General features: G+C 45.7%; 27 protein-coding genes. 5 read left to right on the top strand and 22 right to left on the bottom strand.

Annotated elements, in window-relative coordinates:
• Positions 1-404 precede the first annotated feature (404 nt).
• A complete protein-coding gene (locus MHI52_RS12850; protein ID WP_405159138.1) occupies positions 405-1,487 on the bottom strand; it encodes a lactonase family protein in 1,083 nt (360 codons plus the stop codon).
• 214 nt (positions 1,488-1,701) lie between these two features.
• Here MHI52_RS12850 and MHI52_RS12845 point away from each other — a divergent pair, with 214 nt between their 5' ends.
• On the top strand, positions 1,702-2,631 hold the full coding sequence (locus MHI52_RS12845; RefSeq protein ID WP_405159137.1) for an AEC family transporter: 930 nt from the start codon (positions 1,702-1,704) through the stop codon (positions 2,629-2,631).
• On the opposite strand, the gene MHI52_RS12840 is transcribed toward MHI52_RS12845, so the two are convergent.
• The 5 genes from MHI52_RS12840 to MHI52_RS12820 form a co-directional block, all read right to left on the bottom strand.
• On the bottom strand, positions 2,609-3,199 hold the full coding sequence (locus MHI52_RS12840; protein ID WP_074094725.1) for a DUF2062 domain-containing protein: 591 nt from the start codon (positions 3,197-3,199) through the stop codon (positions 2,609-2,611). The two genes, MHI52_RS12845 and MHI52_RS12840, sit on opposite strands and share 23 nt — an antisense overlap.
• A 58-nt stretch (positions 3,200-3,257) precedes the next feature.
• A complete protein-coding gene (locus MHI52_RS12835; protein WP_405159136.1) occupies positions 3,258-3,716 on the bottom strand; it encodes an OsmC family protein in 459 nt (152 codons plus the stop codon).
• Positions 3,717-3,736: 20 nt separating this feature from the next.
• Complete coding sequence (locus MHI52_RS12830) at positions 3,737-4,504, bottom strand: DeoR/GlpR family DNA-binding transcription regulator (RefSeq protein WP_036608860.1); 768 nt, start codon at positions 4,502-4,504, stop codon at positions 3,737-3,739.
• Positions 4,505-4,641: 137 nt separating this feature from the next.
• Positions 4,642-5,772, bottom strand: coding sequence for an NADH-dependent flavin oxidoreductase (locus MHI52_RS12825; RefSeq protein WP_405159135.1), 1,131 nt, complete (start codon positions 5,770-5,772; stop codon positions 4,642-4,644).
• 187 nt (positions 5,773-5,959) lie between these two features.
• Positions 5,960-6,637, bottom strand: a complete 678-nt coding sequence (locus MHI52_RS12820; RefSeq protein ID WP_036608866.1) for an SOS response-associated peptidase — start codon at positions 6,635-6,637, stop codon at positions 5,960-5,962.
• A gap of 229 nt (positions 6,638-6,866) precedes the next feature.
• Between MHI52_RS12820 and MHI52_RS12815 the strand changes: the two genes are divergently transcribed.
• Together MHI52_RS12815 and MHI52_RS12810 are read left to right on the top strand one after the other, a co-directional pair.
• Positions 6,867-7,388, top strand: a complete 522-nt coding sequence (locus MHI52_RS12815; protein WP_282321723.1) for a hypothetical protein — start codon at positions 6,867-6,869, stop codon at positions 7,386-7,388.
• Positions 7,389-7,432: 44 nt separating this feature from the next.
• A complete protein-coding gene (locus MHI52_RS12810) occupies positions 7,433-8,104 on the top strand; it encodes a hypothetical protein (protein WP_127546188.1) in 672 nt (223 codons plus the stop codon).
• 135 nt (positions 8,105-8,239) lie between these two features.
• Here MHI52_RS12810 and MHI52_RS12805 read toward each other — a convergent pair whose 3' ends face one another.
• The 10 genes from MHI52_RS12805 to MHI52_RS12760 form a co-directional block, all read right to left on the bottom strand.
• Positions 8,240-10,150, bottom strand: coding sequence for an AraC family transcriptional regulator (locus tag MHI52_RS12805; protein ID WP_282321724.1), 1,911 nt, complete (start codon positions 10,148-10,150; stop codon positions 8,240-8,242).
• Between the two features lie 236 nt (positions 10,151-10,386).
• The gene (gene msrB, locus MHI52_RS12800; RefSeq protein ID WP_405159134.1) at positions 10,387-11,475 is read right to left on the bottom strand and encodes a peptide-methionine (R)-S-oxide reductase MsrB; all 1,089 of its coding nucleotides are present in this window, start codon (positions 11,473-11,475) and stop codon (positions 10,387-10,389) included.
• A gap of 16 nt (positions 11,476-11,491) precedes the next feature.
• The gene (locus tag MHI52_RS12795; protein ID WP_405159133.1) at positions 11,492-12,073 is read right to left on the bottom strand and encodes a redoxin family protein; all 582 of its coding nucleotides are present in this window, start codon (positions 12,071-12,073) and stop codon (positions 11,492-11,494) included.
• An 18-nt stretch (positions 12,074-12,091) separates the two neighbouring features.
• Positions 12,092-12,817, bottom strand: coding sequence for a cytochrome c biogenesis CcdA family protein (locus tag MHI52_RS12790; protein WP_405159132.1), 726 nt, complete (start codon positions 12,815-12,817; stop codon positions 12,092-12,094).
• A gap of 34 nt (positions 12,818-12,851) precedes the next feature.
• Entirely contained in the window at positions 12,852-13,892 is a 1,041-nt protein-coding gene (locus MHI52_RS12785; protein WP_074094716.1) for a cell wall metabolism sensor histidine kinase WalK, read from the bottom strand.
• Positions 13,889-14,593: a response regulator transcription factor gene (locus MHI52_RS12780; protein WP_083677370.1), complete on the bottom strand. Its 705-nt coding sequence runs from the start codon at positions 14,591-14,593 to the stop codon at positions 13,889-13,891. Before MHI52_RS12780 ends, MHI52_RS12785 begins: the two co-directional genes overlap by 4 nt.
• A gap of 77 nt (positions 14,594-14,670) precedes the next feature.
• On the bottom strand, positions 14,671-15,237 hold the full coding sequence (locus tag MHI52_RS12775; RefSeq protein ID WP_405159131.1) for a hypothetical protein: 567 nt from the start codon (positions 15,235-15,237) through the stop codon (positions 14,671-14,673).
• A gap of 169 nt (positions 15,238-15,406) precedes the next feature.
• A complete protein-coding gene (locus MHI52_RS12770; protein ID WP_405159130.1) occupies positions 15,407-17,956 on the bottom strand; it encodes a glycosyl hydrolase 2 galactose-binding domain-containing protein in 2,550 nt (849 codons plus the stop codon).
• 247 nt (positions 17,957-18,203) lie between these two features.
• Entirely contained in the window at positions 18,204-19,235 is a 1,032-nt protein-coding gene (locus MHI52_RS12765) for a LacI family DNA-binding transcriptional regulator (RefSeq protein WP_405159129.1), read from the bottom strand.
• A 190-nt stretch (positions 19,236-19,425) separates the two neighbouring features.
• Positions 19,426-20,373, bottom strand: a complete 948-nt coding sequence (locus MHI52_RS12760; RefSeq protein WP_405159128.1) for a DMT family transporter — start codon at positions 20,371-20,373, stop codon at positions 19,426-19,428.
• 132 nt (positions 20,374-20,505) lie between these two features.
• On the opposite strand from MHI52_RS12760, the gene MHI52_RS12755 reads away from it, so the two are divergent.
• Positions 20,506-21,414: a LysR family transcriptional regulator gene (locus tag MHI52_RS12755; RefSeq protein WP_405159127.1), complete on the top strand. Its 909-nt coding sequence runs from the start codon at positions 20,506-20,508 to the stop codon at positions 21,412-21,414.
• A 42-nt stretch (positions 21,415-21,456) separates the two neighbouring features.
• Here MHI52_RS12755 and MHI52_RS12750 read toward each other — a convergent pair whose 3' ends face one another.
• The 5 genes from MHI52_RS12750 to MHI52_RS12730 form a co-directional block, all read right to left on the bottom strand.
• Entirely contained in the window at positions 21,457-21,654 is a 198-nt protein-coding gene (locus tag MHI52_RS12750; RefSeq protein ID WP_405159126.1) for a hypothetical protein, read from the bottom strand.
• Positions 21,655-21,684: 30 nt separating this feature from the next.
• Positions 21,685-22,167: a tetratricopeptide repeat protein gene (locus MHI52_RS12745; RefSeq protein ID WP_405159125.1), complete on the bottom strand. Its 483-nt coding sequence runs from the start codon at positions 22,165-22,167 to the stop codon at positions 21,685-21,687.
• A gap of 196 nt (positions 22,168-22,363) precedes the next feature.
• A complete protein-coding gene (cyoE, locus tag MHI52_RS12740; protein WP_405159124.1) occupies positions 22,364-23,221 on the bottom strand; it encodes a heme o synthase in 858 nt (285 codons plus the stop codon).
• A gap of 156 nt (positions 23,222-23,377) precedes the next feature.
• Positions 23,378-23,944: a hypothetical protein gene (locus tag MHI52_RS12735; RefSeq protein WP_405159123.1), complete on the bottom strand. Its 567-nt coding sequence runs from the start codon at positions 23,942-23,944 to the stop codon at positions 23,378-23,380.
• A gap of 245 nt (positions 23,945-24,189) precedes the next feature.
• On the bottom strand, positions 24,190-24,543 hold the full coding sequence (locus MHI52_RS12730) for a DUF3243 domain-containing protein (RefSeq protein WP_036609024.1): 354 nt from the start codon (positions 24,541-24,543) through the stop codon (positions 24,190-24,192).
• A gap of 246 nt (positions 24,544-24,789) precedes the next feature.
• Between MHI52_RS12730 and MHI52_RS12725 the strand changes: the two genes are divergently transcribed.
• Complete coding sequence (locus MHI52_RS12725) at positions 24,790-25,005, top strand: hypothetical protein (RefSeq protein WP_036609026.1); 216 nt, start codon at positions 24,790-24,792, stop codon at positions 25,003-25,005.
• Positions 25,006-25,121: 116 nt separating this feature from the next.
• Here the strand turns inward: MHI52_RS12725 and MHI52_RS12720 are convergent, their stop codons facing one another.
• Positions 25,122-26,039 (bottom strand): NAD(P)/FAD-dependent oxidoreductase, encoded by a 918-nt coding sequence (locus MHI52_RS12720; RefSeq protein ID WP_405159122.1) that lies wholly within the window; start codon positions 26,037-26,039, stop codon positions 25,122-25,124.
• Between the last annotated feature and the right edge of the window lie 33 nt (positions 26,040-26,072).

Below are 26,072 nucleotides of genomic sequence, written 5' to 3'. Positions count from 1 at the left end.
TGCGCCTCCTTAAATGAGTCTTTGAACCTACTCTATATGTCACTTAATGAATTAAAAGTCCTATTAATCATAAGGTTTAATGTAATCTCAAACAACATAATTTTTCCCTTATACTTTTTCTTCACATTTTAAAGTTAAGTGAATGTTTAATTCTCAAAAACAAAAACTATACCACCTGGAGTAAATAAAGACTCACATCCGTATTTTAGTAAGTAGCGGAATTGGAAATGTTAGGAGGGATAGTGTCCCTCTAATTTTATAGTTACTAATTAAGTATGTAAGTTAGGTATCAAAATAATAATGGGATCAAATTCATAATTTTATTTATCCTAAATATCAAAAGACCTAGCCATACGACTAGGTCTCACTCTTCGCTAATTTCAACTTAGGTTGAAATGACTGAATTACAGATATACAGGTTTCACGCATACCGGCTTGGATACACCTGTGCTGTGACCAGTGTATTTCAGACGTCCGCTTTCCTGATCTACCGCGAATGTCACGAGGTTGTTGGTATCGCGGTTAGCTGCGATCAGCAATTTGCCGTTAGGTGTCAGCGCAAAGTGACGCGGGTGCTCACCTTCTGCAGATACATGCTCAACCAGTGTCAGGTGACCTTTGTCTGCATCTACTGCAAATACAACGATGCTGTCATGTCCACGGTTAGAACCATATACATAACGTCCATCATTGGAAACCGTGATTTCGGCTGTTGTATTCTCTTTGCCATCATATCCATCAGGCAGTGTGGATACAGTAGACAATTCAGTCAACGTGCCCGCTGCTGCATCATATTTGAACGAAGTAATGGAAGAATCCACTTCATTGATGACATATGCGAACTGACCATTCGGGTGGAACGCCAAGTGACGTGGGCCTGCTCCCGGATGTGTTTTGGTTTCACTGTGCAGCACAAGTTCATTTTTGTCTGCATCAATAGAATAGATCGCGATGTTATCTGCGCCCAGATCCTGTACCATCATGTATTTACCATCTGGGCTGAAGAATGCGGAGTGAACATGTGGCTTGTCCTGACGTTCAGGATGCGCACCTTGTCCATCATGTTTCTTCTCGTCCAGAAGCACTCCAACTTCACCGTTATCCGTCAAGGCTTGCAGACCTACCAGACCACCGTGGTAGCTGGAGAGGATCAAGTATTTTCCGGAAGGATCACGCTGGATATGACATGGTGGAGCTGAAATGGAGTCATTCCGGTTCAGCAACGTTAATTTTCCTGTAGAAGGATCAATGCTCAGAGCTACAGCTTCAGACATTTTATTGCCTTCAGCTGACGCTGTTTCACCAATCGCATACAGTTTATTACCCTCAGCATCCACGTTGACAAACGTTGGGTTTTTCACGCCCGCGATGCCGTCAAGCTTGGACAAGCTGCCTGTATCCTCATTCAATTCATATGCATAAATGCCCTCATTTTCCGCTTCGGCGTAAGAGCCGGCAAGTACGAGCAAGCGTTTTGATTCACTCATTACAGTTTCCTCCTCTATGTGTATGTAATCTTGTTGCACCTCTTCTATAATAAATCTGCCATATCAAAATAGCAATCCGCTGTCGCTGCACATCAGGGAAATCCTTAGTTAAGCAAGGCGATTACTACACATCATCATACTGAAATCCATTCATATGAGGTGCATCTTCTGCTATGATAAGATAGGTTTTTCATCCAGAAGGGACTGAATTGCATTGCTTCACTCATTTTTACTCACCTTATACCATGTGTTCTTGCCGATATCACTTCCCGTAATCGGAGGTATTCTGTTAAAACGCTTCAAGAATTGGGATACCCGGTCGCTCTCGACCTTTTCCCTTTATATTTTGAGCCCTGCGCTCATCTTCAATACATTGCTGCATGCAGAGATTACCTGGACGGATGTCACCAGCACGTTCTCGTTCTCTATTATTAATCTGATTGCTCTGTGGGCCCTCGCCGAGCTGTTAAGCCGGATTTTCCGTCTGGGTGCAAGCGAAAAAGCGGGTCTCACCCTCGTCTCCACGTTTACGAACTGCGTGAATTACGGGCTCCCGCTTGTACTGCTTGCCTTTGGTCAGCTTGGACTGGACAAGGCTTCGGTCTACGTCATTGGACAGATGATCATTGTTAATACGGTAGGTATCTTTTTTGCCGCGAGATCCGAATTCACGGTGAAAGATGCGATCCTTTCCGTTTTCCGTATGCCATCCATCTATGCTGCTGGCATCGCCATTGCGCTGCATGCGTCCAATCTGAGCCTGCCTGAAGCGCTCGATGGAGGGATCTCCATGCTGGCTGCGGGCTACTCTCCTGTCGTTCTCGCTATTCTGGGAGCACAGATGCTCAGACCAAAAGGTGCAACGGTGCCTTGGTTGCCCAATGTACGCCGAGCTTTCTGGACTGGACTTGTAGTCCGTCTCGCAGCTGCGCCAATCCTGTCCTGGCTGATACTGACCGCCCTTCAGGTCGAAGGTACGCTGTTCAGTGTGCTGCTGATCCTCGCATCGATGCCGACCGCAGTGAACGCCGTTATTTTGGCTGAACAGTTCAATGCTTCTCCGCAGTTTGTATCCCGCTGCATTCTGTGGACCACCGCTGCATCTATGTTGATGCTACCCGTTATGATTGTGATGGCTTCCTGATTAATACCGGAGGTGATACCGAAGCGATATCCGCTTGTCGGCGTTTCTCCAGCCGGCGTTCATAACGCCGGTTGAGCGCTCTGACGTAGAAGAATTTTACGACAAAGTACGAAATCACACCCAGAATGACACCAAACACGGACATGCCTGCCAGAATATCCAGTCCACCAAGCAACAATTCACTCACGGCCGACCAGTTCCCGCGAAACAGCTCCATGAATGCACTCTCATGTACCGGTCCCTGTCCCATGCTGTGTGCAGGCAATATCCATGAGCCAATTTGTTTCGCGAGCGGCATCAGGATAATAGGTAAAAACGTAAGTTTCCCGATCACATTACCAACAATGGCTGCTGGCACCGAACCCCCAGACAGTCGCACAATCGGATAAAATACGAGATAGATCAGGGAAGCCGTCGAGATCACGATCAGTTCCAGTCCGAACCCTATGGCAAATCCGGTAGATACTTTATGGGCACCTCCGGGAGCACGTAACAATTTGAGAAAATTCAGCTTCATAACACGTGTTAAACGTACCCAGCGGTTAGTCTTGCGCTTCTGTGTGTTCATACCGAATTACTCCTTATTTTACACAAATGACAACTTGAATCGTCTACTCTTCAGTATATCACACCGCGTTAGCACCTGTAGTAACAATGACCGGTTGTGTCTCCATCTGGACATTACCTGCCACCGCTCGGGAGATCATACAGGAGGATTCAGCCTTATGCGCCAAGCGCTCAGCCTTGGTCAGATCCGCCTCTGAAGCATCTGCGCTGAGCACAATCCGAGGTCTATGTACGATCCGTTCGTACGTAAATACGTTATTCGTAACATCTACCATTGCTTCCGATTCAAGCGTTAATTCATCTGGCGTAATATCCGAACGCTCCAGCATCGCTGCCAGCGTGATCAGGTAACAGGTGGAGGCTGCACCCAGCAGCATCTCGTCCGGGTTAGTTCCCGTACCGGGTCCGCCCATCTCCTGCGGAATCGATATGACCGTTTTTAATCCACCTGCATCGATTGTTCCCTCACTGTTACGCCCACCATTCCATACCGCTTTCAGATAAAAAGGATGTTTCATGACATTCATTCCTTTCTTGTTTACACACGTATACACGTAATATTCTGCTCAATCAATGCGCTAACGTGCTCTTCATCTACACCCTGATCTGTAATCACTTTGCCCACACTGCTCATCTCAGCAACTCTGGTAAACGCCTGTATGTTAAATTTGCTGGAATCTGCAAGTAGAATGACCTCATCCGCAATATGGATCATTTTCTGCTTCACCAAGGCTTGTAATTCATTGGATTCACTGATGCCTTTGGTCAGATGCACTCCTTTGCAAGACAGAAATACTTTATCCACATGATAGGCGTCAAGCGAACGTTCCGCGAGCGGTCCTACAAAAGACAGTGACTTCGAAGCCAGTTGCCCACCTGTGGCAATAACTCGAATCTGTTCCTTGTTACTCAGTTCAGCGGCGACCTTAATCGAGTTGGTTAATACCGTCAGTGGAATGTTCGGCAATCCTGCCGCCATATACCACGCCGTTGTACTTGCATCCAGGGCGATCCGGTCGCCGGATTCCACCATTTTCACCGCTTCGCTTGCAATTCTGCGCTTCTCTTCTGCATGGGCTACAGCCCGTTCCGGATATGGAATCTCCGACTGTAACTCATCCTTGTATTTTACGCTGACCGCCCCGCCATGGGACCGTCTGAGCCTGCCCGCCTGTTCGAGCTTGTCCAGATCACGACGAATCGTCTCTTCCGTCACCCCGCAGCGCTCACTAAGTTCGGTCACACGCATGCTACCTTGCGTATCCACCCATTCCACTATTTTCTCATACCGTTCAGCTACGAGCATATTCCTTCACTCCAAACCGTTGATTATCCAGTTGATCCTGTTTATCCATCATACCACAGAGCGATGACAAGGAGAATTTGGACCATGTGCAAAAAGAGGGAGCTTTCGCCCCCTCCATTCCAGTTCTGAAGTGTATCTTATTTATCTTCTGCCATAGGGAACCAGCCCGGTGTGTGGATGATTGCATTCCACAATCCGTCAGGGATAACCAGACGTTCCTGATCGGATTTGGTCAGAATCGTCTCGATATCTTCTTCACGTCCGCTCTCGATTTTCTCGACCCAATCCGGTTCGATAATCAGTTCACGTCCAATGGCTAGCAGAGGTACTCCCGTTTGGAGCGCCTCAGCGGCCTGATCAGCAGTATGAATTGAACCTACGCCGATTACAGGCAATTTGCCATTCACACGATCCAGGATGAATTCCATTCTCGAACGCGTGTCTGCTCCGCCACGTCTTGGCTTGGACCAGAATTCGTTCACAGAGACATGAAGGTAATCCAGATTTTTATCTTTCAGCGAATCCACCAGTGCATACGTATCTTCCATTGTGAGTCCCGGTGTTTCCGGTTCTTCCGGGGAGAAACGGTAACCAATGATGAACGGCAGTTTGGTATGTTCGGCAACCACTTTCTGAATCTCATCCACTACAGCAAGTGGGAATGTCAGACGTTTCTCGACACTACCACCCCAACGGTCTTCACGTCGGTTGGAATGCGGGGAGAAGAATTGTTGGATCAAGTAACCATTAGCACCGTGAATCTCAACACCATCAAAGCCGGCTTTGATTGCACGACGTGTCGCTTCACCAAAGTCTTTGATAATCGAAGTAATCTCGGCATCCGTCAATTCTCTTGGTTCAGGAGATCCTGGACGCTCACTTGCAACCGCACTAGGAGCAACCACTTGACCCGCAGGTACAGCTTGTTCAGGCGTCAGACGGCCCGCATGGAAAATTTGCAATACGGCTACGGAGCCCTGTTGTTTCATGGTATCAGCCAGTTTTTTCAGACCAGGAATGAAGCGGTCGTCATATACGCCAAATTGAGCCGGGAAACCAATGCCTGTCTCTGTTACATGCCCTACAGCCGTAATTGACATGCCCGCACCACCGGTGCGACGTGCATAATAAGCAAGTTCAGCGTCGGATATTGTACCATCTGCATTCGAGGACATATGAGTCATGGGAGCGAGCACGATACGGTTTTTCAGTGTAATGCCAGTCGGTAGTGAAACTTGTTCAAACATCTGGTTAAACTTTGGATTCATTCGTGGTTCCCTCCTGATTATAAATATCTCTTTTAATAGATATATGAATATATGCGTTCACTTACTGTAATGATTATAGTTACGTTTCATTGCAATTGCAACTTTTCATTTTCTGAAAGGAAAAAAAGGGCAGAGTGTCTCCAGACTCTCAGCCCTCTTCATCTTCTTCACATCATGCAAAGGATATTCAGAAACTCCGAACGTAAGCCAGCTTCTGATCCATCTCTTCCACGCATTCGTAACAATCGTGTTCATCGTTGGCGACCATTGGGGTGACTGGATACAGATTCATCTCTGTACTGTTATACGATTTCAATAGCGGTAACAACTGAGTCACCCGTGTATTAGCCGGATCAAGCCAGGTGTTGATTTCTTCTTCGGAGAGGATGGCCGGCATTTTACTGCCAAATTCTCGTGTAACCATGTTTGCGCCTGTCATAAGCATCGTGCAGGTACGAAGCGGCTCTTTCCGTGTATCTCTCCACACCTCGTATAACCCGGCAATGCCGAACAGACCGCGATCTGGCATGACAACACGAACCGCATAACTTTTTTTGCCCTCTTGCCGCCAGTAATATAATCCGTTGCAAGGAATGACGCAGCGTTTGGTCTCTACCAGTTTGTAATAGGAAGGATTCTCATGTACTGTCATAAGATTTGCGTTAACGGCATCACGCCCCCAGAATGGAATGAACCCCCACCGGAACTCATCGAGTACACGCTCACCATCCTGATGCAAAATAATCGGCGTATGCTGGGTTGGGCTGATATTGTATCGGTTTTTGTAATAATACATCACTCGCTGAATCTTGAAATGATCTCTGACATCGTCCAAATCGGCTGCCAATGAAAAACGGTTGCACATGTTCAAGCACTACCTTTCCCTATGAGAAGTTGAACGTATTGTTTGTAATTTTAGGGAAATTATTCATGAACATTGAACAGGAAATGACTTATTTTGACACCATTAGGGTCGGATCAAGATATATTTCATGTTTTTCACGACAAAAACAACGACCTCGGACTCATTTCAACTCCAATATTACTTGTTACTATATATAGAGAATAAAATACATTTATTGGAGGTTTTAAGTATGAAAAGGAAGTTTTTGATGAGCATCATGTTGTTCTCAGCGATTGCGATGTTTGGCAGTACCATCTATGCGGCAACCTTTCTGACCTACGGTTATCCCAGCACCACCATCCCCATTCGTACGTATAATTACGCCGCCGCATGGCAGACTCCCATGGACACTTCCCTTACCAACTGGAACAATGCAGGTGCCAAAGTTAAATTCACCAAAACAAGTAACTCCCCAAACATCATCACCGCAGGAAACTTCAATAATACAGCATATGGTGTCAACTACGCCTCCGTATCCGGCAGTCAAGTCGTAAGCTTCCGCATCGAACTCAATGCATCCACAATCACCCCTGACGCGACCAACTTATCCAACTTCATTCAAAGCGTATTTGTCCACGAACTCGGACACTCCATCTGGCTCGGTGACAACCCGACAACAAGTAGTCCTTCCATTATGTCTTACTCCCGTAACCGCAATTCCATGACCCAACCCCAAACTTTTGATATCAATAACGTAAAATCCAAGTACTAATCCGCTACGAACTTATCCCAAAAATCCAAGGAGGATTCCTGTCCATGAACAAAAATCGAGTATTAACGCTGCTTCTCTCTTCCATTTTCATTTTATCTGCTGTTGGATGTTCTTCTGTTACACCTACCGCGTCCCCATCCGATGCACCCATGACCATTATTGCTTCTGAAGATCACCCGAGTTATGGCAGCATTGGCGACCTGTCCGAGAGAGCAAATACCATTGTGAAAGGCAGTGTTGTTGAGACTCGTGTGGAAGCTTTAAACGATATCGTACAAGTTACTGATGCTGCCAATGAAAACGAGTTAAACCCTGCGTCCGATCCGGGCGGAGAGCCAGCTTCTTTTGACAAAATCTATACGATCCACACGATTCAGGTCGCTGAATCCTATAAAGGCGGTTACACTGCCGGGGAAAAACTTGAAGTGAAGCAACTTGGGGGACAACTTGGTAACACCGAGATTATTAATGATGACAACCTCAAGCTGATTCCTACCAAAGACTATGTACTCTTCCTGGAAACGTATGAAGACACCCCTGCCAGCCTGCTCAACTCCGTTCAAAGTCTCTACGTGATTAAACCTGCCGCCAAGTCGAATCAGCCTGGTCAGCAACAATCACAGTCAGAAGTCATTGTGAGCGCAAACCCCGAGAATGACCTCACACTGCAACTGGAGGATCTGCAAGAAATTCAGAACGAACAAAAGAGCGAATAAACTCTTATACGGTAATCACACCACACTATTATTTCATCTCCGTACAGGCCCTAATCCCCTCTACTGTTCAGTCCTACATAAGAAATGAAAACCGTGCTGCTCAGCAAACTGGGCGGCACGGTTTTTTGAAGTTCCTTATTTAGACGGTGTATTAAGTCCAATAATCCATTCAGCCAGATCCTGTGTCTGTTTCAACAAGGCAATAGGGTCACGGAACCAGGATTGTTCTTCCGTCCATATGTACACTTTTCCATTTTTGATAGCAGGCAATGAACCCCAGATCGGATCTGCCTGAAGGTCTTTCAACTGAGACTTGCTGGTCAGCACAATGTAATCTCCAGCGTATTTGGAGAGCAGTTCTATGGAGAATTCATGATAGGCGCCCTGCATCAACTCGGATGGAATGTTCTTTGGTGCTTGCAAACCAAGCAATTCGTAGATGTTACGCCCTCCCCGGCCCGACTGATTGCCAAAAATGAAGACTTGGCGATCATATTCCTGCATAACGGAGAATGTAGCATCAGCTGGAACAACACTCTGCACCTCCTGCTTGATTTTGGCAATCTCCTCATCAAAATCAGCCAGCCACTTCTCTGCTTCCGCTTCTTTGCCAAGGACTTTACCGAAATAGTTCACTTCGTCCTTCAGTGTCGGAAAAGTGATGGATGCGATCGAAACGGTCGGAGCAATCTTGCTATATTTCTCATAAGCCGCCTTGTCCGGATTCAATGTAATAATGAGATCAGGTTCCAGCTCCATCAATTGTTCAACGGAATCCCCTATCGTTTCAAGACCATCCATGTGACCTTCCAGATAAGGACTGTTCATTAGAAATTGGCCTCCACCAATCGGTTTGACACCAAGAGCAAGTACCGTTCCCAGATAATCTATGGCAGCAACTCGCTCCGGATGTGCAGGAATCTCTACCTCACCAAAGGTCGTATTTACCATTTGGGTCTCCACGACTGCCGGTTGTTCGGGTTCAGCCGCAACTTCGGATGTTTCTGCCCCCTGCTGAGTTGTTCCACAAGCACTCAATGTGAGTACAAGCGCAAGCGACATAATCGCTGATTTAAAATGGTTAAACATGTTGATTTCCTCATCTCCCTTATATTGATAATGATTATCATCATCAATTAAAGGATAACGTTCATCCCCTCCTGTTACAATGGATTCATTTGTTGCATTTAATGTACTTTTTGAAACTGATTTCGAGTTTTCCTGCTGCTTCAACCGATATTGCCCCGGTGTGATACCGATCTCTTTTTTGAATATACGATTGAAATAAAACGGGTCCATATAACCCACATACGCAGCAATCTCCTGTAATGAAGCTTCTGTGGACGCAAGCAGACTCCTTGCCTCACCCATTCGTAACCGAATTACATATTCTGTCGGTGTACATCCCGTCTGTTCCTTGAATTTGCGTGATAAATATTGCGGACTGTAACTCAAGGACTGGGCAAGCAAATCAAGTGAGATGGATTCCCGGTAATGAGCTTTGATATATCGCAAAACCTGATCGGTAAGCGAAGGCTGTTGAAATTCGTTAGACATGCGACTCCGCTGTAACAAGACAAGCTGTACCAGTTGAAAAAAATACACTTTGACCTGAATTTTGCTCACTCGCACCTGCCCTGACCAGCATTCATGTATATTCCGCACAAGCTCACGCAGCTCAAGTGTATGATCCGGCACTGTCGCCCAGGACTCTTCAAACGGATTACGCTGGTTCAACATCATTCGGTACTCCACAAGCACGTTGGAGGGCAAGGTTGATTTGTACAAAATCAGATGTACCTCCATTACCCCTGTCGCTTCAAGTGTTAGACGTCTTCCTTTTCCCCCATGCAGCAACAAGAACTGGTTTGTAGTCCATACCTCTTCATCAAGCCAGACCTGCCCCCTGCCTTGAACATACACAAATGCACTCGTCGGTAACACATAATTGCGTATGAACTCGTGTGTTGCGAGTGATATAAGACGCACATCAAGCACGCGAACCTGGACCTGATCCCACAGCTTGATGTCATTCTGAATTCCCATATAAACTCCCTCTCCTAAACGATCAAACACACACAATACCTTAGCATTGTGACTAAAAATCCACCTATAATTGATAATGATTATCAATTATAACAATGATGCAACCATCTTTGAAGCCTACCTTCGTTTTTGTTAGATGCTGCAAAATAAAAAACGGTCGAAATCCCTCATAGAGAGATCTCAACCGTTCTAAGATTATGGCCTTATTATGTTTTGATAAAGTCAGCTGCCCTTCTCTACTCGACAATAGACAATAAATATCCGTATCGTTCTTCCTCCATCTTGTCTAGCGGAATAAAGCGGATCGATGCACTGTTAATGCAGTAACGTTTGCCACCACGATCTTCGGGACCATCATCGAACACATGCCCGAGGTGGATGTCACCTGCCCGGCTTCGTACCTCCGTGCGGTCCATACCAAAGCTCGTATCCGTTGTATAGGTAACAACCTCAGGTACAATCGGTTTTGTAAAACTCGGCCACCCGCAACCGGAATCATACTTATCTCGACTGGTGAATAACGGCTCTCCCGTTGCAATATCCACATACAGACCGGGCTCCTCATTATCCCAGTATTCGTTACTGAACGCATGCTCCGTATCATTGTTTACCGTGACCGCATACTGTTCGTCTGTTAAACGTTCCTTTAATTGTTCATCTGTTGGACGTGGATATTGAGCGGGATCAATTCCAATCTCCAGGTCATCCAAAACAGTCATATCAATGTGACAATATCCGTTCGGATTTTTTTCCAAATAATCCTGATGGTACTCCTCCGCCAAATAATAATTCTGCAGAGGCATTACTTCCGTTACAATGGGTTGGTCATATTTTTCTTGCTCTGCCTCTACAGCCTGCTCGATAATTTTGGCATCTTCAGGCAACGTATAATATATGCCAGTCCGATACTGAACTCCACGATCATTGCCCTGCTTATTCAAGCTGGTAGGATCAATAACTCGAAAATAAGATTCAAGCAATTTCTGTAAAGATACTTGCTGCGGATCATATTTTACATGAACAGTCTCCGCAAACCCCTGGTCCCCGCGAATAACATCCTCATAGGTTGGATTCTTTCCTTCACCGTTGGCATAACCGGAAGTCACATCCTGAACCCCCGGAATACGAGCCATATATGCCTCCACACCCCAGAAACAGCCTCCTGCCAAGTACAGGTTACTCAGGTTTTCCTCGGAGACACTCGATGCCTTGACAGGTTGAGTGGATATCGAAGATGGAGCTGAATGGCTCTCAGCCCTGTTTCCACAAGCAGACACAACTATCGCTATAACAAGGAGGCACAGGCCCAGCAACGTCCTTTTCATGACACTTCCTCCTTTCTCACAAAATCTCTTGTAATGACTCCATGATCTGTTCATTGGATGCATGCCCTGGCTGCGATTTCGTTAAAATACCATCAGAGCCAATATAAAAGGAACTAGGATATGCTCTTACGCCAAATTTCTTGGCCCATACACCTTTCTCATCCAAAAGAACAGTTATGTTATCATATGGCTGTTGGTCAAACCATTCGGTAAACTCTTGGGAGGATTTCTCTCCTTTGTAGTCCGGCGTCACAATCGTAATGACTTGAAAATCATTGTTTTGACCAGCCAGATTGTTCAGGTCTTCCAAACCCGCAAGGCAGATGGAACACCAGGAAGCCCAGTATTTCACATACACTTTCTTGCCTTGAACATCAGAAAGTCCAACCGTGTTTCCTTTCAAATCACGCAATGAAAATTCAGGAGCCGTCTCGCCCTTGTTCATCATGGTTGACGAACTCATATCGGATGTTGATGCTGGGGCTGATGATGACCCCGTTTGTTTTGATTCAGTTTGCTGTGATCCACATGCGCTCAAGATCAACAGGGTTCCAGCAAATACGATTACAGATACCATCCATTTCCGTGCCGTCTTCATACCAAATTCCTCCAATGATTATTGAAACCAGGTCACTAAGCTGTTTAGTCGGTCTGTCATTAACAATAGTCCCATGACAATAAGAATACAGCCGGAAGTTATTTTGATGACGCCCATGTACTTGTATAAACGACGTATCCGCTTCATAACATATTCCGAAAAAACGGACAGAATCAGGAAAGGAATCGCCAATCCAAGGGTATACAGGAACATGAGAAACCCGCCATACAGTGGAGAGCCTTCTCCTGCAGCGATACCAAGAATGGCCGCCAGCACAGGCCCGATACAAGGCGTCCAGCCAAAACTAAACGTTAGACCCAACAGAAACGCTCCGACATACCCTCCCCGTTTGGCTTGATCGTTTGACAGCTTTCTCTCCCGTTCCAGCCAGGATAGCCGAATCAACCCGGTTTGATAAATCCCAAAAAGCACCACGATGCCTCCGCAAATCGCAATAAACACAGGACTTGAGATCAAATTACCAACCATGCCGGAACCAAAACCGAGTAAAACAAATACCAGGGACAGCCCAAGAACAAATAAAAATGTCCGCAAAACAAGTGTGGACCGCAACCGAACCGAATTGGTGTCAGGCTGCTGCTGATTCGTACCGTTGACCATGCTTCCGGATAGATAAGACACGTATACCGGGATCAGCGGCAGAATACATGGCGCAAAAAACGATAACAATCCTGCACCAAAAACCCCGAAAAGAAAAACCAAATCACTGGTCAAGTCATTCACCACCTGAATAAATACTACGTTTGATTAACCAAGGTTAACGACTGACGTAGATCGGAAGCGTGAACCAGAAGCAGCTTCCTTCTCCTTTTGTACTCTGAACCCCGATCTCGCCACCATGGAGTTCCACAATTGATTGAGCGATGGCAAGCCCAAGCCCGGCCCCCCCATTACTCTTGCTGCGTGATTTGTCAATTCGATAAAAACGTTCAAATATACGCGAAGTCTCCTCCGCTTCAATGCCTTCCCCTTCATCCGTAACTGAAATTCGTATAAACGGCCCCTTTTCGTCGGCAGCCAGAATGATTTTTCCTTCAACAGGAGAGTATTGAATGGCATTTTGCAGCAAATTGGAAAGGACCCGCTTCATTTGTGCAGGCATCATGACCGCGGCTGGTAATTTATCGGGCAAATCGATTTCAACGTTCAGCGTTTTCTCGGCGAGGTGAAACGAAAAACTCTCCAATGTACTGAGCAGCAACTCATCGACGTGACAAGGCTGAGGGTCAAATACCTCCCCTTGCGCTTCCAGGCTGGATAATTCAAACAAGTCTTGAATAAGCCCTCCCAAACGCTTCGTCTCAAGTCGTATCGTGTTCAGGTAACGTTGAAAGGTTTCTTTATCCTTAATGACATCATCCTCCAACGCTTCGACGAATGACTGAATGGATGCCAAGGGAGTTCGTAAATCATGGGATACATTGGCGATCAACTCTCGTCTCGCGGTTTCTGAGTGATGCAGATGATCAAAGCTTTCCTTCAGCTTGGAACTCATTTCATTAAATTGCTGTGCCAGGAGCTTAAATTCCTGCGTACCGATGAGAGGGACTTCCGTATGGAAATCCCCTTCGGCAATTCGTATTGTCTGCTGTGTAATTCGCGCAATTGATTTCTCCAATGGCTTAGTCAGCAAATATTGAAGAATAAACGAAAGTAAGCCTACCCCTGCCGTTATAGCCGATAACCAATACAATTGTTCGATCGTAAGCAGCATTTTGGAATAACTGATGAACAAACAAATTAATAATACGCCAATTCCCGTGAGACTGGACAACACCAAGTATGTGCGAAGTTTCATGAACTACCACCCGCAAACTTGTATCCTATGCCCCAAACTGTTTTAATATATTTTGGATCAGAAGGATTCTGTTCGATCTTCTCTCGTAATCTCCGAACATGTACAGTCACCGTTGTTGTATCTCCCTCATAGCTAAAATCCCAAATCTTGCTTAACATCTGGTTACGGGAGAACACCTGACCCGGGTGACTTGCCAGCAAATACAACATCTCAAACTCTGTAACGGTCAATTCAATTACCTGCCCGCTGATATGCACTTCACGCTTGGTAAAATCAATGGTAAGCCCTTCATAATTGATCGTATATTCAGATGTTGTAACAGGTGATGCCTGCGCAATTCGCATTCTCCGCAGGATTGCCTTCACACGCAAAACAAGTTCTCTCGGACTGAATGGTTTGGTCAGATAATCATCCGCCCCCATCGTCAGTCCCATCAGACGGTCCTGCTCCTCCCCCCGGGCCGTCAGCATTACAATGGGCACATCCTCAGTTTGCCGAATCTCGTTGCAAACTTCCCAACCATTCTTATGTGGCATCATCAGGTCGAGCACAATCAAGCTTGGCGTTTGGCTGTGCCACAGCTCAATAGCCTCCAAACCGTCCTTGGCCGTCACGACAAGATAACCTTCCCGTTCCAAATACCTGCGACAAACGTCCGTAATATTTGTATCATCATCAGCAACCAGTACACATTCATTCAAACGAACCCACCCCATATTCCAGAAAATACATTTGAGCCAATCATATCATATGGTGATGGCGATGCTTAGCACTTAAATTACTTCATTCCCATGGCTGGCATCATGTATTGTTTAATTACAGACTCAGCCGCATACGAATTCCCTTCATGGATGACAGGCATCGATTTCAAGTTAACTTGCATACCGTCTACCATAATTTTTTTCGATCCAATCCACAATTTAATCGTTTTTCCGGCAGGCATCATCGTTTCTTCCATCATCATGTCGTCTTTCATCATCTTATCGTCTTTCATCATCATGTCATCTTCCATCATTTTGTCGTCTTTCATCATCTTGTCGTCTTTCATCTTCATGTCGTCTTCCATCATGTTGTCGTCTTTCATCTTCATGTCGTCTTCCATCATGTTGTCGTCTTTCATCTTCATGTCGTCCATTTTGCCCATATACATCAAAGTTACAGATCTGTCCTTGCTGTCCCACATAATGCTGTAATCATACATTTTCGCCGCCTGTCTCAATTGAACAAGCTCCATGCCATCCTTTTTAATCGTTTTCATATCTGCAGCACTTGCCAATCCAGAAAAGGCCATAGACATCACCAATACCGCTGCTACCATCACTTTTTTGCTCTTATTTGTTTTCATAATTCTTATCACTCTCCATTCGTTTATTACTTACATGGATTACAATAAGCAAGACAGCTTACGATTCTCTAAGCGAAGTATTACGAAACCATTACGATATATAAATGAGGTCAGTTTTCAATAAAAAAACGGTTGAAATCTCTCTTATGAGAGACTCCAACCGTGTCTTCTAGGTCAAACGAATAAAATCAATCATGGATCGAACCTCGATCGGTCCCGGATTTGATATCACATCATTAGACTGCAATCCCTCTCTGGAAGTGAACTGCACCTTCACCGGAATGCCAGGAATCAAGTCGAAGAAGTTATCTGAGAAGACACCCTCCACATCCGAAGATAGCCATACCTGTTTAGCAAGCACGTCACTTTCCAGTACCAGATGAACGCCGTTTTCATCCGCTCCTCCGCTTACATTGATGTTTGCAGGCTGCAAAGCAAGGTCTTTGGACGGTACAAAATAGTGTTCCTGTACGATATTCGCAGCACCTTCCTGTTTCAGATCCAGGCGTAGCAGCGTGTTAGCTGTATCATGACCTTCAAGCCATTCCACGTTACGTAATGACAGCACTCGATCACCTGTATTAGGTGCCAAGGTCACGTCATGTGTTTCATCACGATGCACCGTTCCATCGAACCCGAGCAAACGAATCTGTAACTGCCCTTTAACAGGTTGTAATTGATCCGAGATGATATATATATCTGTTGTATCTTCTTTTGTTCCATCTACCGATACCAACACATCGCTGAAGCTGCGTTTCGCATAATATTGCAATGCTTTCCAACGACCAAGGTAGTCCATACCTGCCCATGAAGCCACTGGCCAGCAGTCATTCATTTGCCAGTAAAGTGTGCCCATGCAGAATGGTTTGCGGCGACGGTGCGCTTCAATGGCTGTCTTCATCGCTTCCGCTTGAAGCACCTGACTCATATACAGGAACGATGGGAAGTCCTTCGATTCATGCATGTACATATCCATGTACTGTTTGATCAGACGATTACCTGCCCCATTCTTTTGATGAGCCAGCATGACTTCCGACTCCAGAGCCAGATCCTCTTCTTCTGCGTAAGTGCGTACTGACTTGTACTCCGGGAAAGACTGGAATCCGTATTCACTCATGAAACGACCCACATGCACGTTGTAGTTCTCGAACGGTTCTACATTGTGCCACACGCCCCAGTAGTGGATATCCCCTTCAGCTGTGGATGGGTGCGCATGCTGCGTCTCATCCCCTGTCAGTGATACCAGTGGTGAGGAAGGCCAGTAATCCACACCTGGCGCATACGCTTCAACGACTTCTGGCAGCAAATCATGGAAGATGGCTTCGTAATCGGCCCAGATGCTTTCACGCTGCTCGGCAGTAAATTCCTTTTTCCAACCCCAGCCACCATTCTCAACATAGTGAGCCCAAGCCGAATCAATCTCGTTATTCCCACACCAGAGTGCAATACTTGGATGGTTGCGCAGACGTTTCACATTATCAATCGCCTCATGTCTCACACTGTTCAGGAACGCTTCATCTCCTGGATACATGCTGCATGCAAACATGAAGTCTTGCCATACCAGGATTCCGTATTCATCACACAGTTCGTAGAACACATCCTGCTCATAGATTCCGCCACCCCACACGCGTAGCATATTCATATTAGACTCGGCTGCGGATACGATCTCATGACGATAACGTTCATGAGTAATTTCAGTGATGAAGCTATCATTTGGAATGTGATTGGCCCCTTTGGCAAAGACCGCAACACCATTTAGTTCAAAGTAAAAGGATGCTCCTGCTTCATCTTTGTCACGTACCAGCCGAATGGAACGAAGCCCCGTCTTCACTGTAGATTCAGCCACAGCTCGCTCACCTTGAAGCACTTCGGTAAGGAAGGTGTACATATGCGGATCACCAAGCCCACGGCTCCACCACAGTTTCGGTTCATCAATAGAGATTGGAATCTCCACAGTCTGAGTTCCGGGTTGTAGTGATACGGATCTTTCCCATCTCTGTCCATCTGCGCCGATACGAATAATCGTATCTACTGCTTGTGATGTCTCGACTTCCACAACAGCAGTTAATGAAGCTGAGGTAGCGCTTACTTCATTTTGCTGGATATACACATCATTGATTCGTACCTGTGTCCAACCTTCAAGACGTGCTTCACGCCAGATCCCACTGGTTACAAAACGCGGCCCCCAGTCCCAACCATAGTGATACGGGGCTTTACGTGCAAAAATACTTACTCTCTTGTCGCCAAGTCCACCAACATCGGACTGATCATTCGATGCAGGTAATGCATATCCGAGCTTCTCCAGCTTCGGCAGATCTTCCTGAATTGGTGACCGAAAACGTATTCGAAGAATGTTGCCGTTCCCCTTCAATACAGACTTTACATCTGCCTTCCATACCCGGAACATATTATCTGCTGATAACACATGCACATCATTCACATACACATCCGCATATGTATCCAGACCATCAAACACCAGTTCCAGATGTTCTTGGGAGAACAACCCTTCGGCAACGTCAAATTCCGTCTGATATTCCCAATTTATCTTATCAATCCATTGTACTTCCTTCTCGTTTGTTCCATAAAAAGGATCTGGAATCTTGCCCAGCTTCAGCAAATCTGTATGCACACAGCCGGGCACCTGAGCCGGCATCCACTCTTGATCTTCGCAAGCCTTGAACGTCCAATTCTGAAAAACATGTGATTGTATTGTGCTCATGACAGCCTCCATTGTTGTTAGAGTTGGTAAATATTATTTTGTTAGGTTTTGTTATTATAAAAACAAATAACTTACAAAACAAAATTAACACGATATGCTTCTTATAGTCAATCTGTTTTGTGATTTAATTTGTTAAACAATCTCTGCATAACAAAAAGACATGAAGCTCTAACCTCTCCATGTCTTTCACCTGATTTCATTTACCCGTATGATCATTGTTAAAATGAGTCCGTAAATTCATATCCCGTTACAGTATACTGGCGTTATATTCATCACGAATAATTAATTCCGAATAGATCAGCTTGCGTTCATAAGGTTCATCCAGGTGTTTGATCCGCCACAATAGCTGGTCTACTGCTCTCGTTCCCAGATTCTCTTTGTTAATATGTACCGAAGCAAGAATGGGTTCATCCGTCTGCGTATTGTCAAATCCGGTTACGGCACAACGTTCGGGCACCTGAATGCCTCGACTTTGGAGTGCCTGAATGACAATAACAGCTGTATGGTCATTTGCACACACGATAACTTCAGGGATATCCTCCAGCTCCATTTCAGCAATGGATCTCTGGATCTGATCATACTCTGGTCCCAGCAAGCCGTCTTGCTGTCCCCCCTCCAACTGTTTCTCTTCCAGCACCATACGATATCCAAGCCAGCGTTCTCTAAAACTTGCTGCATCGGGCAGTTGCCCGGCAAACTGGAACCTTCTATACCCTTTACCAACGAGCATGAGAACCAGTTCTTTCATACATTTCATATTGTCCGTAAAAACCGAGTCTGCGTATATGGCAGGGTCTTCATGATCCACCATGACAAGCGGAATACGCAGTCTGTAAATCTCCAGCAATACCGATGTCGAGATGGTGCCCACGGTTATGACTCCGCTGATTGCTTCGGGATTAAGGACCGAGAACATTCGATCTGAAGAGGGTTCTGTCAGCGTTAAAATATCCATCCCCTTCTCATTCAACCTCTCAGAAATGCCATCAAACACAGGCCCCCAGTATAAGGAAGCTCGATTCTGAGAACGAATGTTGGGAAACAAAATCAATATGGTGCCTTGTCGCTCCGCTTCTGGCTTCATCTCCGTTGATATCTGTGTCTCCCCCGGATAACGCTTAGGCTCAGTTCTGAAATACCCGAGCTGCCCCGCTGTTCTGACAATCATCTCGCGTGTATGCTCACTCACACCAGGCTTGCCCGTCAGCGCACGGGAGACTGCGAATTTGGATACCCCCGCAGCATCCGCAATTTGCTGCATCGTTACTCTTTTGGCCATCCTACTCACCCGTTTTTCCTGATTTTCCATTCAGTGTAGCATAAAAAACAAAAATCAACAAAACAAGGTTATGTTATTCTGTTTTTGTTAGGTAGTTGTTTATCTGTTTCACAAGGTGTGCGACATAACCAAAAAAAGGCCCTCTCTCCACCTTCCATAGAAGATGACGAAAGGACCCTTTGTCCGCCAATTATACGCCTGGTGCTCCCTGATCGCCGAGTTCCGACTGTAAAACCGAGCGTTTTCTGCGCCAGAAGATAGGCTGTGGAAGTTTGATCTCTGTGATCAGAACACCAACCAGCATCAAAGCTGCTCCCGCATACCCTTGCAACGTTAGCGATTCCCCTTGAAAGGTAAATGCAAAGGCTGCTGCAAACAGTGGTTCGAGTGAAAAAATCAGACTTGTTCTTGTGGGAGAGGCATGACGCTGCGCGAGTGTCTGCAGAATATACCCCAAGCCGCTACACAACACACCTAACCCGAGAATGGCTGCCCAGGATTCAGCCGTATCGGGCATACGTGGCGTTTCCAGCATAAATGTAGCTGCAATTCCCCACATCGCTGCAACACCCAATTGAACTGTCCCCAATGTTAACGGATCATGCTTCGGTGTGAACTTGCCAGCAATCATTATATAGATGGCATACACAAGTGCTGCTAGTATGCAGAGAATATCTCCCGTGTGCAGACTAAGCTGATGTTGAAGCGTCAGCAAGCCAAGACCGGTAACTGCAACCAGGATACTGAGCGTCAATCGTTTATCCGGCATACGACGATGCTGGATCGTCGTCAGGATCGGTACAAAAATAACGGCCAAACTTATTAGGAATCCCGCTTGGGATGTCGTGGTTCGTTGCACACCATAGGTGATAAATACAAATGCAGCGAATAAAGCCGTTCCCATAATGGCTCCTGCCACAAGTGTTCTGCGATCCATCTTAAACAACCGCCGATGAAAAAGAAGTCCTGCCGCAATAAAGGCAATTCCAAAACGAAATGCGACCAGATTCAATTCTTGCATGGACTCCAGACCCGATTTCATAAACAGATAGGAAGATCCCCATATAACCGTTGCGAGCAGCATCTGTATGTCCGCTCTTCTTGTTGTCTGACCTTGATTAACCTGTACACCATTCATCTTGCTTCAACCTTCATTCTATGTATTCTGATCTGTGGGATCGTGCGTCAAACTAACTCGCCTTGGCAAGTATAAACGATCTCTTTGCATTATTAAAATGAATATTTATAATGAATTATATGAAATAAACTCATGCATCAAAAATGGGAAGGAACGGAACCATTCATGTCACTGATCAAATACGAAATTTTGAATACCGTTGTGGAATATGGCAGTCTCACCAAAGCGGCAGAAGCGTTGAACATCACCCAATCCGCAGTCAGCCATGCCATCGCCAGTCTGGAGACAGAATGTGGTTTTTCCCTGCTCCATCGCAACCGCTCCGGTGTGCGGGTTACCGCTGAAGGGGAACGCATTCTGGGATACACACGTGAGATTCTGCGCTGGACGGAACTCATGAACCAGGAAATCTCCCTCATTCGCGGCGCTGAGATTGGTACGGTGCGTATTGGTACCTTCGCAAGTGTCTCCACACAATGGTTGCCGGGCATCCTGAAACAATTTCGCCTGCGTCATCCTGGAATTGAGATTAAGCTTTGGGAAGGCGATTATGCTGAGATTGAGGGCTGGCTAGCTGGAGGTGCCATCGATCTCGGATTTCTATCCCTCGGCGATTCATCACCTTTTGAGACGATCCCATTACAAAAAGACAGGATGATGTGTATCCTGCCTCTGGATCATCCTCTCGCCTCAGAGGAGTCTGTTTCGTTTGATGTTTTACTGGAACAACCCTTTATTCTGCCCAAGTGGGGTGGAGATAACGAGATTGAACGACTGATCCGGCAGCATGCAGCCAAGCTCAATGTCGTCTATGAAGTCGCAGAAGATCAAGCCATTATGGCGATGGTCCGTAATGGCCTCGGTATCAGCCTGCTTCCGGAAATGGTTCTTCAAAATCATACCGATTCACTCGCGCTCGTGCCACTCTCTGGAGATCCTTATCGTACAATTGGCATGGCCTGCCCATCTTTGGGCAATCTATCGCCAGCTACGCGGCGTTTCATTGAAGAGGTACAACAGTGGCTCGGCCAGGTAATGTAAATTTGGAGAACTCACTACCTCTGTTGTTAAGATCGATTTCTCCTAACCGATAGTCACAAATTGGATAACGCCGAGGGTCAATATCAGTACAGATATAATCCCAATCGTGATGCCAAAACCAATCAGGAAGCGCACGCCAGGTGAGCGTTTGTTCTGATGGCTGCCTCCCAGGTTATCCAATTTTCGCTCAATTTGATCCAACCTTTCATTTACCTGTTTCAGATCTTGATTGGAGTTCATTCATCCATCTCCCTTTTCTGTGTATTCGATCTATTCCCACACCCGATCGAGCTGATCTGCGTAGTAACGGATGGCTCTGTTATAGTCATTGATTCTCTTGTCACTTGATGTGTCCGCAAGTTGCACGAGCAGTCGTTGCATCGCTTCTGCATGTTCACCCAGATTGTAGAGCACCATGGCATAGAAAACTTCAAATTCCCGGTACGCCGGGAATTCTTTCATCCCTTTTTCAAACCAAACCTTTGCCTGCTCATACTGTCCAAGCGTTCGATATGTGCTGCCCAGCCCGAGTATTGCCCCTGCTCTGTCCTCATCAGAAAGACCAAGACTTAGTGCCTTCTCATAATGCGGGACAGCTTCCCGCTCCAATCCAAGCGAATCATGTGCCCAAGCCAGCTGATACCAGACATTCGCATTCTCGGGTTCCTGGACTGTAATCTCTTGCAAAAGTTCAATCGCTTCCTGCACCTTGCCTTCCTGTCTCCATTGCACGCCCTGTTCCAAATTACTCATGCTGTCACTTCCCATCTTGCATTATAATTTCCACATATATAATTCAATTGTTTTATTATACCAAAAAAGCACCCTAGAGAATATGTTGTAACAACTCAAGGTTGTTCAAACGCTATTCCATAGTGTGCTTTTTCATTCGATGCAGCCAGCTAGCATAAGCTGAAATCTCTCTGAAAATGATCTGTTCATCGTCTAATTAAGACCATACCGTATTCGCTACCATAACAATAAATACGAGCATGAGATAATTAACCGAGATCAGAAAGTTCACTTTTGCCCATTTCTCATCATCCTGTGTCTTCAGTCCGCTAAGTGTATGCACAAACCAGATCAGTCCACCGACCAAAGATACAATCAGAAATACCAGACCTACGTAGTTGTAATAATACAACAGGAATACGGCAGGAAGCAGCAGAAAAACATAAGGAATCATCTGAAACTTGGTGCGTTTCACCCCTTTAACCACTGGCAACAACGGGAAGCCCGCAGCACGATACTCCTCTACCCGGCGAATACCCAATGACCAGAAGTGTGGTGGTTGCCACATGAATAATAGTGCAAACAGCAACCAGGCACCTGCATCAATCTCATTGGTTACAGACGTATAACCGATGACAGGCGGCATTGCTCCTGCAATTCCACCCAGCGACGTGCTCCACGTTGAACTGCGTTTCAACCACATCGTGTAAATCACGATGTAAGCGAACCACCCAAGCAGTGCCATCCACCCTGATAACGGATTCACCAGGAAAAATAGTACTGCTAGTCCCACAACACCAAGGATAATGCCATAGCCAAGTACAAACCCTGGCTTCAGATGGTTAATGTAATCCATCCTTTTTTTGGTGCGCTCCATCTTTTGGTCCAATTCACGATCCCAATAATTGTTGATTACACAAGCTGAAGCAATAACCAAGGTTGATCCAATCACGACCATGAGCAGAGATAACCAGTTGATATCCCATTTTGAAGCTACCCAGAATCCTACCGCCACCGCAAACACATTTAACCTTAGAAGTCCGGGCTTAGTTAATGCAATCATGTCTTTAAGCATGAGGCTCCTCCTGAACTATGTAAAAACGCCATTCCAATAATGATACATGTACCTACCATTAATTACAATCGCTTTCATGAATTTGTCATAACCAAAAAGCATCCCTCACCGTTCCAATGAACAGGAGGAATGCTTGATGATGAATTTCATCTTATTTTATGGGATGTATTGTTGCACAATTTTAGTAACTTTTCCGTCCTGCACCGTCAGGTGATACGGGAATACGGATAGATCAAGAATACGGGTATTCTCATACAAAGATTCGAACTTGGATAATGTCACAGGTTCATTCCACTGAATGTCTGCGCCCTGGATCGTACCATCCCGATCATACAACTGCATCAACACTTCAGCATTGGCACTAACCTCAACCTGCTCCTGCTCTTTGCTGTCATTGACAATATAGTAACCATCTGGAGCACCGTCTATACCTGCTTCCGGATTGCGCTGTGCAAAAATCGCATCAGCTTCTTCACCCTGATACCATCCAATCTTGTCCACTGTCATAAACAATTTGCCGTCTTCTATATGCATACCTTCAACATAGGCTGTAAACATCTCGGAGTTTGCAACTTGAGCTTCTTTCGCAGAAGTTTGTTGAGCGTCCGTACTACCTTGAGCATTCGCAGGGGTAAGTAAATATGTAGTCAGCACAATCATACCAAGTAAAGCAACAACTGCACCGATCATTCCTAGTTTCCATTGTTTTGTCGCGTTCTTCATAGGTAACATCTCTCCTTAATATGAACGTTACTATTCCTTAACCGGAAGTCTTGCTTCTCAAACGCTCATGTGAACTATCGATTCCAACGTTCTTTCTTTTCCTATCATACTTGGAACAGGGATTATAAAAGTATCAGCCAGATTAAAAATAGTTACAATGTGCGTCATCACTCCTGTCTGTAGTCTCCGTAAACGGCAATAACCCCTGAAGGCATCGCCATTCAGAGGTTATTAACTTACTAATCTTAATGATTGGGTGTGGAGCTTTGTGCCAAACGAACGAGCATATGAGCCAACATGTGACGTTCATCTTCCTTGCCGACATTCCACAGCTCCTGCAGCAGTTTTTCTTCACGATTACGGGGTTCCTCCCGAGCTGCCAGATAATCCGCTACTTTCTCGGCAATTTTGGCCATCTGCTCCTCACTTAGTCCAATCGATTCTCCCATGGCAATTCGCTTACCCAGGTATTCTTTGAATGCATCAAAGTTCTGTAAAATCTGTTCTCTTTCTTCCGGCGCAATCTTCTCAATTGCATTGTCCACCTTGTCAGTTGATACTTGGCCATCTTTATGGATTACATGATTTTCTTCATTCATCTGAATAACCTCCTGCATAATAGTTGTTTATTGGTTTCAAGCTTTAAACTTAATACTCATTGGTTATCTATAATATAAACGTATTGCTGAAGTTTAATCAGTACGTTCAATTCTGTATATATCTTCTATATATGTGCAAGTACACGTTTCAAAAGAACTACAGCGGTTAATCGTTTACATATACGTAACGGTGTTTGGATATGTTAATGAACACCTTATACAATATCGAACCAGGAGGGATTCCCCATGCGTGATAAAACCAAACATGAGAAGACAAATGATGAACTTGAACCAGGAGTGAATACCGTTATCCATCCAGACAAAAATAATCCCGGACCAACCGATATGATCGAAGGCGTGGTTGGTGATATCGTGGACAACATTCGCAAAGACTTCTCCCATGACTCGAAGGACAAGACGTCTTCTTCCAAGTCAACGGATTCATCGGATAAACAAGCGTAATCCTTTTCTCCCTAGCAAAAGATAGCTCAAAAAGTCCTCCTGCCACATGCATGGCTTGGGAGGACTTTTTTGGTAATGAGCAATGGAATAATCAACCTCATAGTTGGAGGTGAAATTCATCGTGAATCCTTGGTCATCTGCTGTAACGCCTTATGAATCCAGATCGCGGCAATGGAACCTTCACCCATCGCAACGGTTGCTTGTTCTGCGTGCAGGCCCAGATCCCCGGCTATCCATACATTATTCGCTGCCTGCAAGCTGCGCGGATCAGCTTCTACATGTTTGTTATCTGCAATCACAGCTCCCAGCTGCTCCGCCAGTTCATAGTGTACCCGGTTGCCTCCAAATGCGATAAATCCACGCTCCGACTCAAAGATCTGTCCATCTTCGGTCAGAACACCGGTGATATGGCCATCCTCAATCTGTTGTACTTCCTGAACAGCCGCTTCCAGATAACGAACTCCCGCCTCTTTCATGCTCCGATGCAGCTCTGCAGATATGGGAGCCTGCTCATGATTGATATATAACAGATCATTCGTACGCTGAATTAAAATCATCGCCATATTGGCACCTGGTTCGCCAGATCCCAATAGTACCGTACGTTGATCCTGAATCTCATAACCATCGCAATCAGGGCAGACATACACCGTTCGGCCCAGCGTAGGGGTTAGTCCCGGAATGTCCGGAACTCTATCCGTGAGCCCCGTTGCCAATAACACGATTTTGCTCCTATATTCAGTTCCTGAAGTACCGAACAATTGGATCATCTCTCCATGACGTCCTGCTTTAACAATACGGTCTTTCTCAAAAGATACACCGGTCCGCTCTGCCTGCATCCTGCCTCGTTCTCTAAGCTCTTCACCGGATACCCCATCGGGGAAACCGAGGATATTATGATAAGTCCGGCATAACGTCGATCTGCCTTCTCCCGCGTCGATTACCAACACCTGATGAGCTGAATAACGTCCAAGCTGAATGGCTGCCTGAAGCCCTGCGAGCCCTCCACCTACAATTATGCAATCAACCTCTCGCATGCTCCTTCTCCTCCTGAACTATATACATTGAAC

Source organism: Paenibacillus sp. FSL H8-0283, assembly GCF_045040675.1.
Lineage (GTDB): Bacteria > Bacillota > Bacilli > Paenibacillales > Paenibacillaceae > Paenibacillus > Paenibacillus amylolyticus.
This window is presented reverse-complemented; position numbering and strand designations above follow the sequence as displayed.

What these genes read in the sequence shown, in the direction of transcription:
- MHI52_RS12850 (WP_405159138.1), bottom strand. Translation starts at nt 1,487, where the DNA reads ATGAGTGAATCAAAACGCTTGCTCGTACTTGCCGGCTCTTACGCCGAA.
- MHI52_RS12840 (WP_074094725.1), bottom strand. Translation starts at nt 3,199, where the DNA reads ATGAACACACAGAAGCGCAAGACTAACCGCTGGGTACGTTTAACACGT.
- MHI52_RS12835 (WP_405159136.1), bottom strand. Translation starts at nt 3,716, where the DNA reads ATGAAACATCCTTTTTATCTGAAAGCGGTATGGAATGGTGGGCGTAAC.
- MHI52_RS12830 (WP_036608860.1), bottom strand. Translation starts at nt 4,504, where the DNA reads ATGCTCGTAGCTGAACGGTATGAGAAAATAGTGGAATGGGTGGATACG.
- MHI52_RS12825 (WP_405159135.1), bottom strand. Translation starts at nt 5,772, where the DNA reads ATGAATCCAAAGTTTAACCAGATGTTTGAACAAGTTTCACTACCGACT.
- MHI52_RS12820 (WP_036608866.1), bottom strand. Translation starts at nt 6,637, where the DNA reads ATGTGCAACCGTTTTTCATTGGCAGCCGATTTGGACGATGTCAGAGAT.
- MHI52_RS12815 (WP_282321723.1), top strand. Translation starts at nt 6,867, where the DNA reads ATGAAAAGGAAGTTTTTGATGAGCATCATGTTGTTCTCAGCGATTGCG.
- MHI52_RS12810 (WP_127546188.1), top strand. Translation starts at nt 7,433, where the DNA reads ATGAACAAAAATCGAGTATTAACGCTGCTTCTCTCTTCCATTTTCATT.
- MHI52_RS12805 (WP_282321724.1), bottom strand. Translation starts at nt 10,150, where the DNA reads ATGGGAATTCAGAATGACATCAAGCTGTGGGATCAGGTCCAGGTTCGC.
- msrB (WP_405159134.1), bottom strand. Translation starts at nt 11,475, where the DNA reads ATGAAAAGGACGTTGCTGGGCCTGTGCCTCCTTGTTATAGCGATAGTT.
- MHI52_RS12795 (WP_405159133.1), bottom strand. Translation starts at nt 12,073, where the DNA reads ATGAAGACGGCACGGAAATGGATGGTATCTGTAATCGTATTTGCTGGA.
- MHI52_RS12785 (WP_074094716.1), bottom strand. Translation starts at nt 13,892, where the DNA reads ATGAAACTTCGCACATACTTGGTGTTGTCCAGTCTCACGGGAATTGGC.
- MHI52_RS12775 (WP_405159131.1), bottom strand. Translation starts at nt 15,237, where the DNA reads ATGAAAACAAATAAGAGCAAAAAAGTGATGGTAGCAGCGGTATTGGTG.
- MHI52_RS12770 (WP_405159130.1), bottom strand. Translation starts at nt 17,956, where the DNA reads ATGAGCACAATACAATCACATGTTTTTCAGAATTGGACGTTCAAGGCT.
- MHI52_RS12765 (WP_405159129.1), bottom strand. Translation starts at nt 19,235, where the DNA reads ATGGCCAAAAGAGTAACGATGCAGCAAATTGCGGATGCTGCGGGGGTA.
- MHI52_RS12760 (WP_405159128.1), bottom strand. Translation starts at nt 20,373, where the DNA reads ATGAATGGTGTACAGGTTAATCAAGGTCAGACAACAAGAAGAGCGGAC.
- MHI52_RS12755 (WP_405159127.1), top strand. Translation starts at nt 20,506, where the DNA reads ATGCATCAAAAATGGGAAGGAACGGAACCATTCATGTCACTGATCAAA.
- MHI52_RS12750 (WP_405159126.1), bottom strand. Translation starts at nt 21,654, where the DNA reads ATGAACTCCAATCAAGATCTGAAACAGGTAAATGAAAGGTTGGATCAA.
- MHI52_RS12745 (WP_405159125.1), bottom strand. Translation starts at nt 22,167, where the DNA reads ATGAGTAATTTGGAACAGGGCGTGCAATGGAGACAGGAAGGCAAGGTG.
- cyoE (WP_405159124.1), bottom strand. Translation starts at nt 23,221, where the DNA reads ATGCTTAAAGACATGATTGCATTAACTAAGCCCGGACTTCTAAGGTTA.
- MHI52_RS12735 (WP_405159123.1), bottom strand. Translation starts at nt 23,944, where the DNA reads ATGAAGAACGCGACAAAACAATGGAAACTAGGAATGATCGGTGCAGTT.
- MHI52_RS12730 (WP_036609024.1), bottom strand. Translation starts at nt 24,543, where the DNA reads ATGAATGAAGAAAATCATGTAATCCATAAAGATGGCCAAGTATCAACT.
- MHI52_RS12725 (WP_036609026.1), top strand. Translation starts at nt 24,790, where the DNA reads ATGCGTGATAAAACCAAACATGAGAAGACAAATGATGAACTTGAACCA.
- MHI52_RS12720 (WP_405159122.1), bottom strand. Translation starts at nt 26,039, where the DNA reads ATGCGAGAGGTTGATTGCATAATTGTAGGTGGAGGGCTCGCAGGGCTT.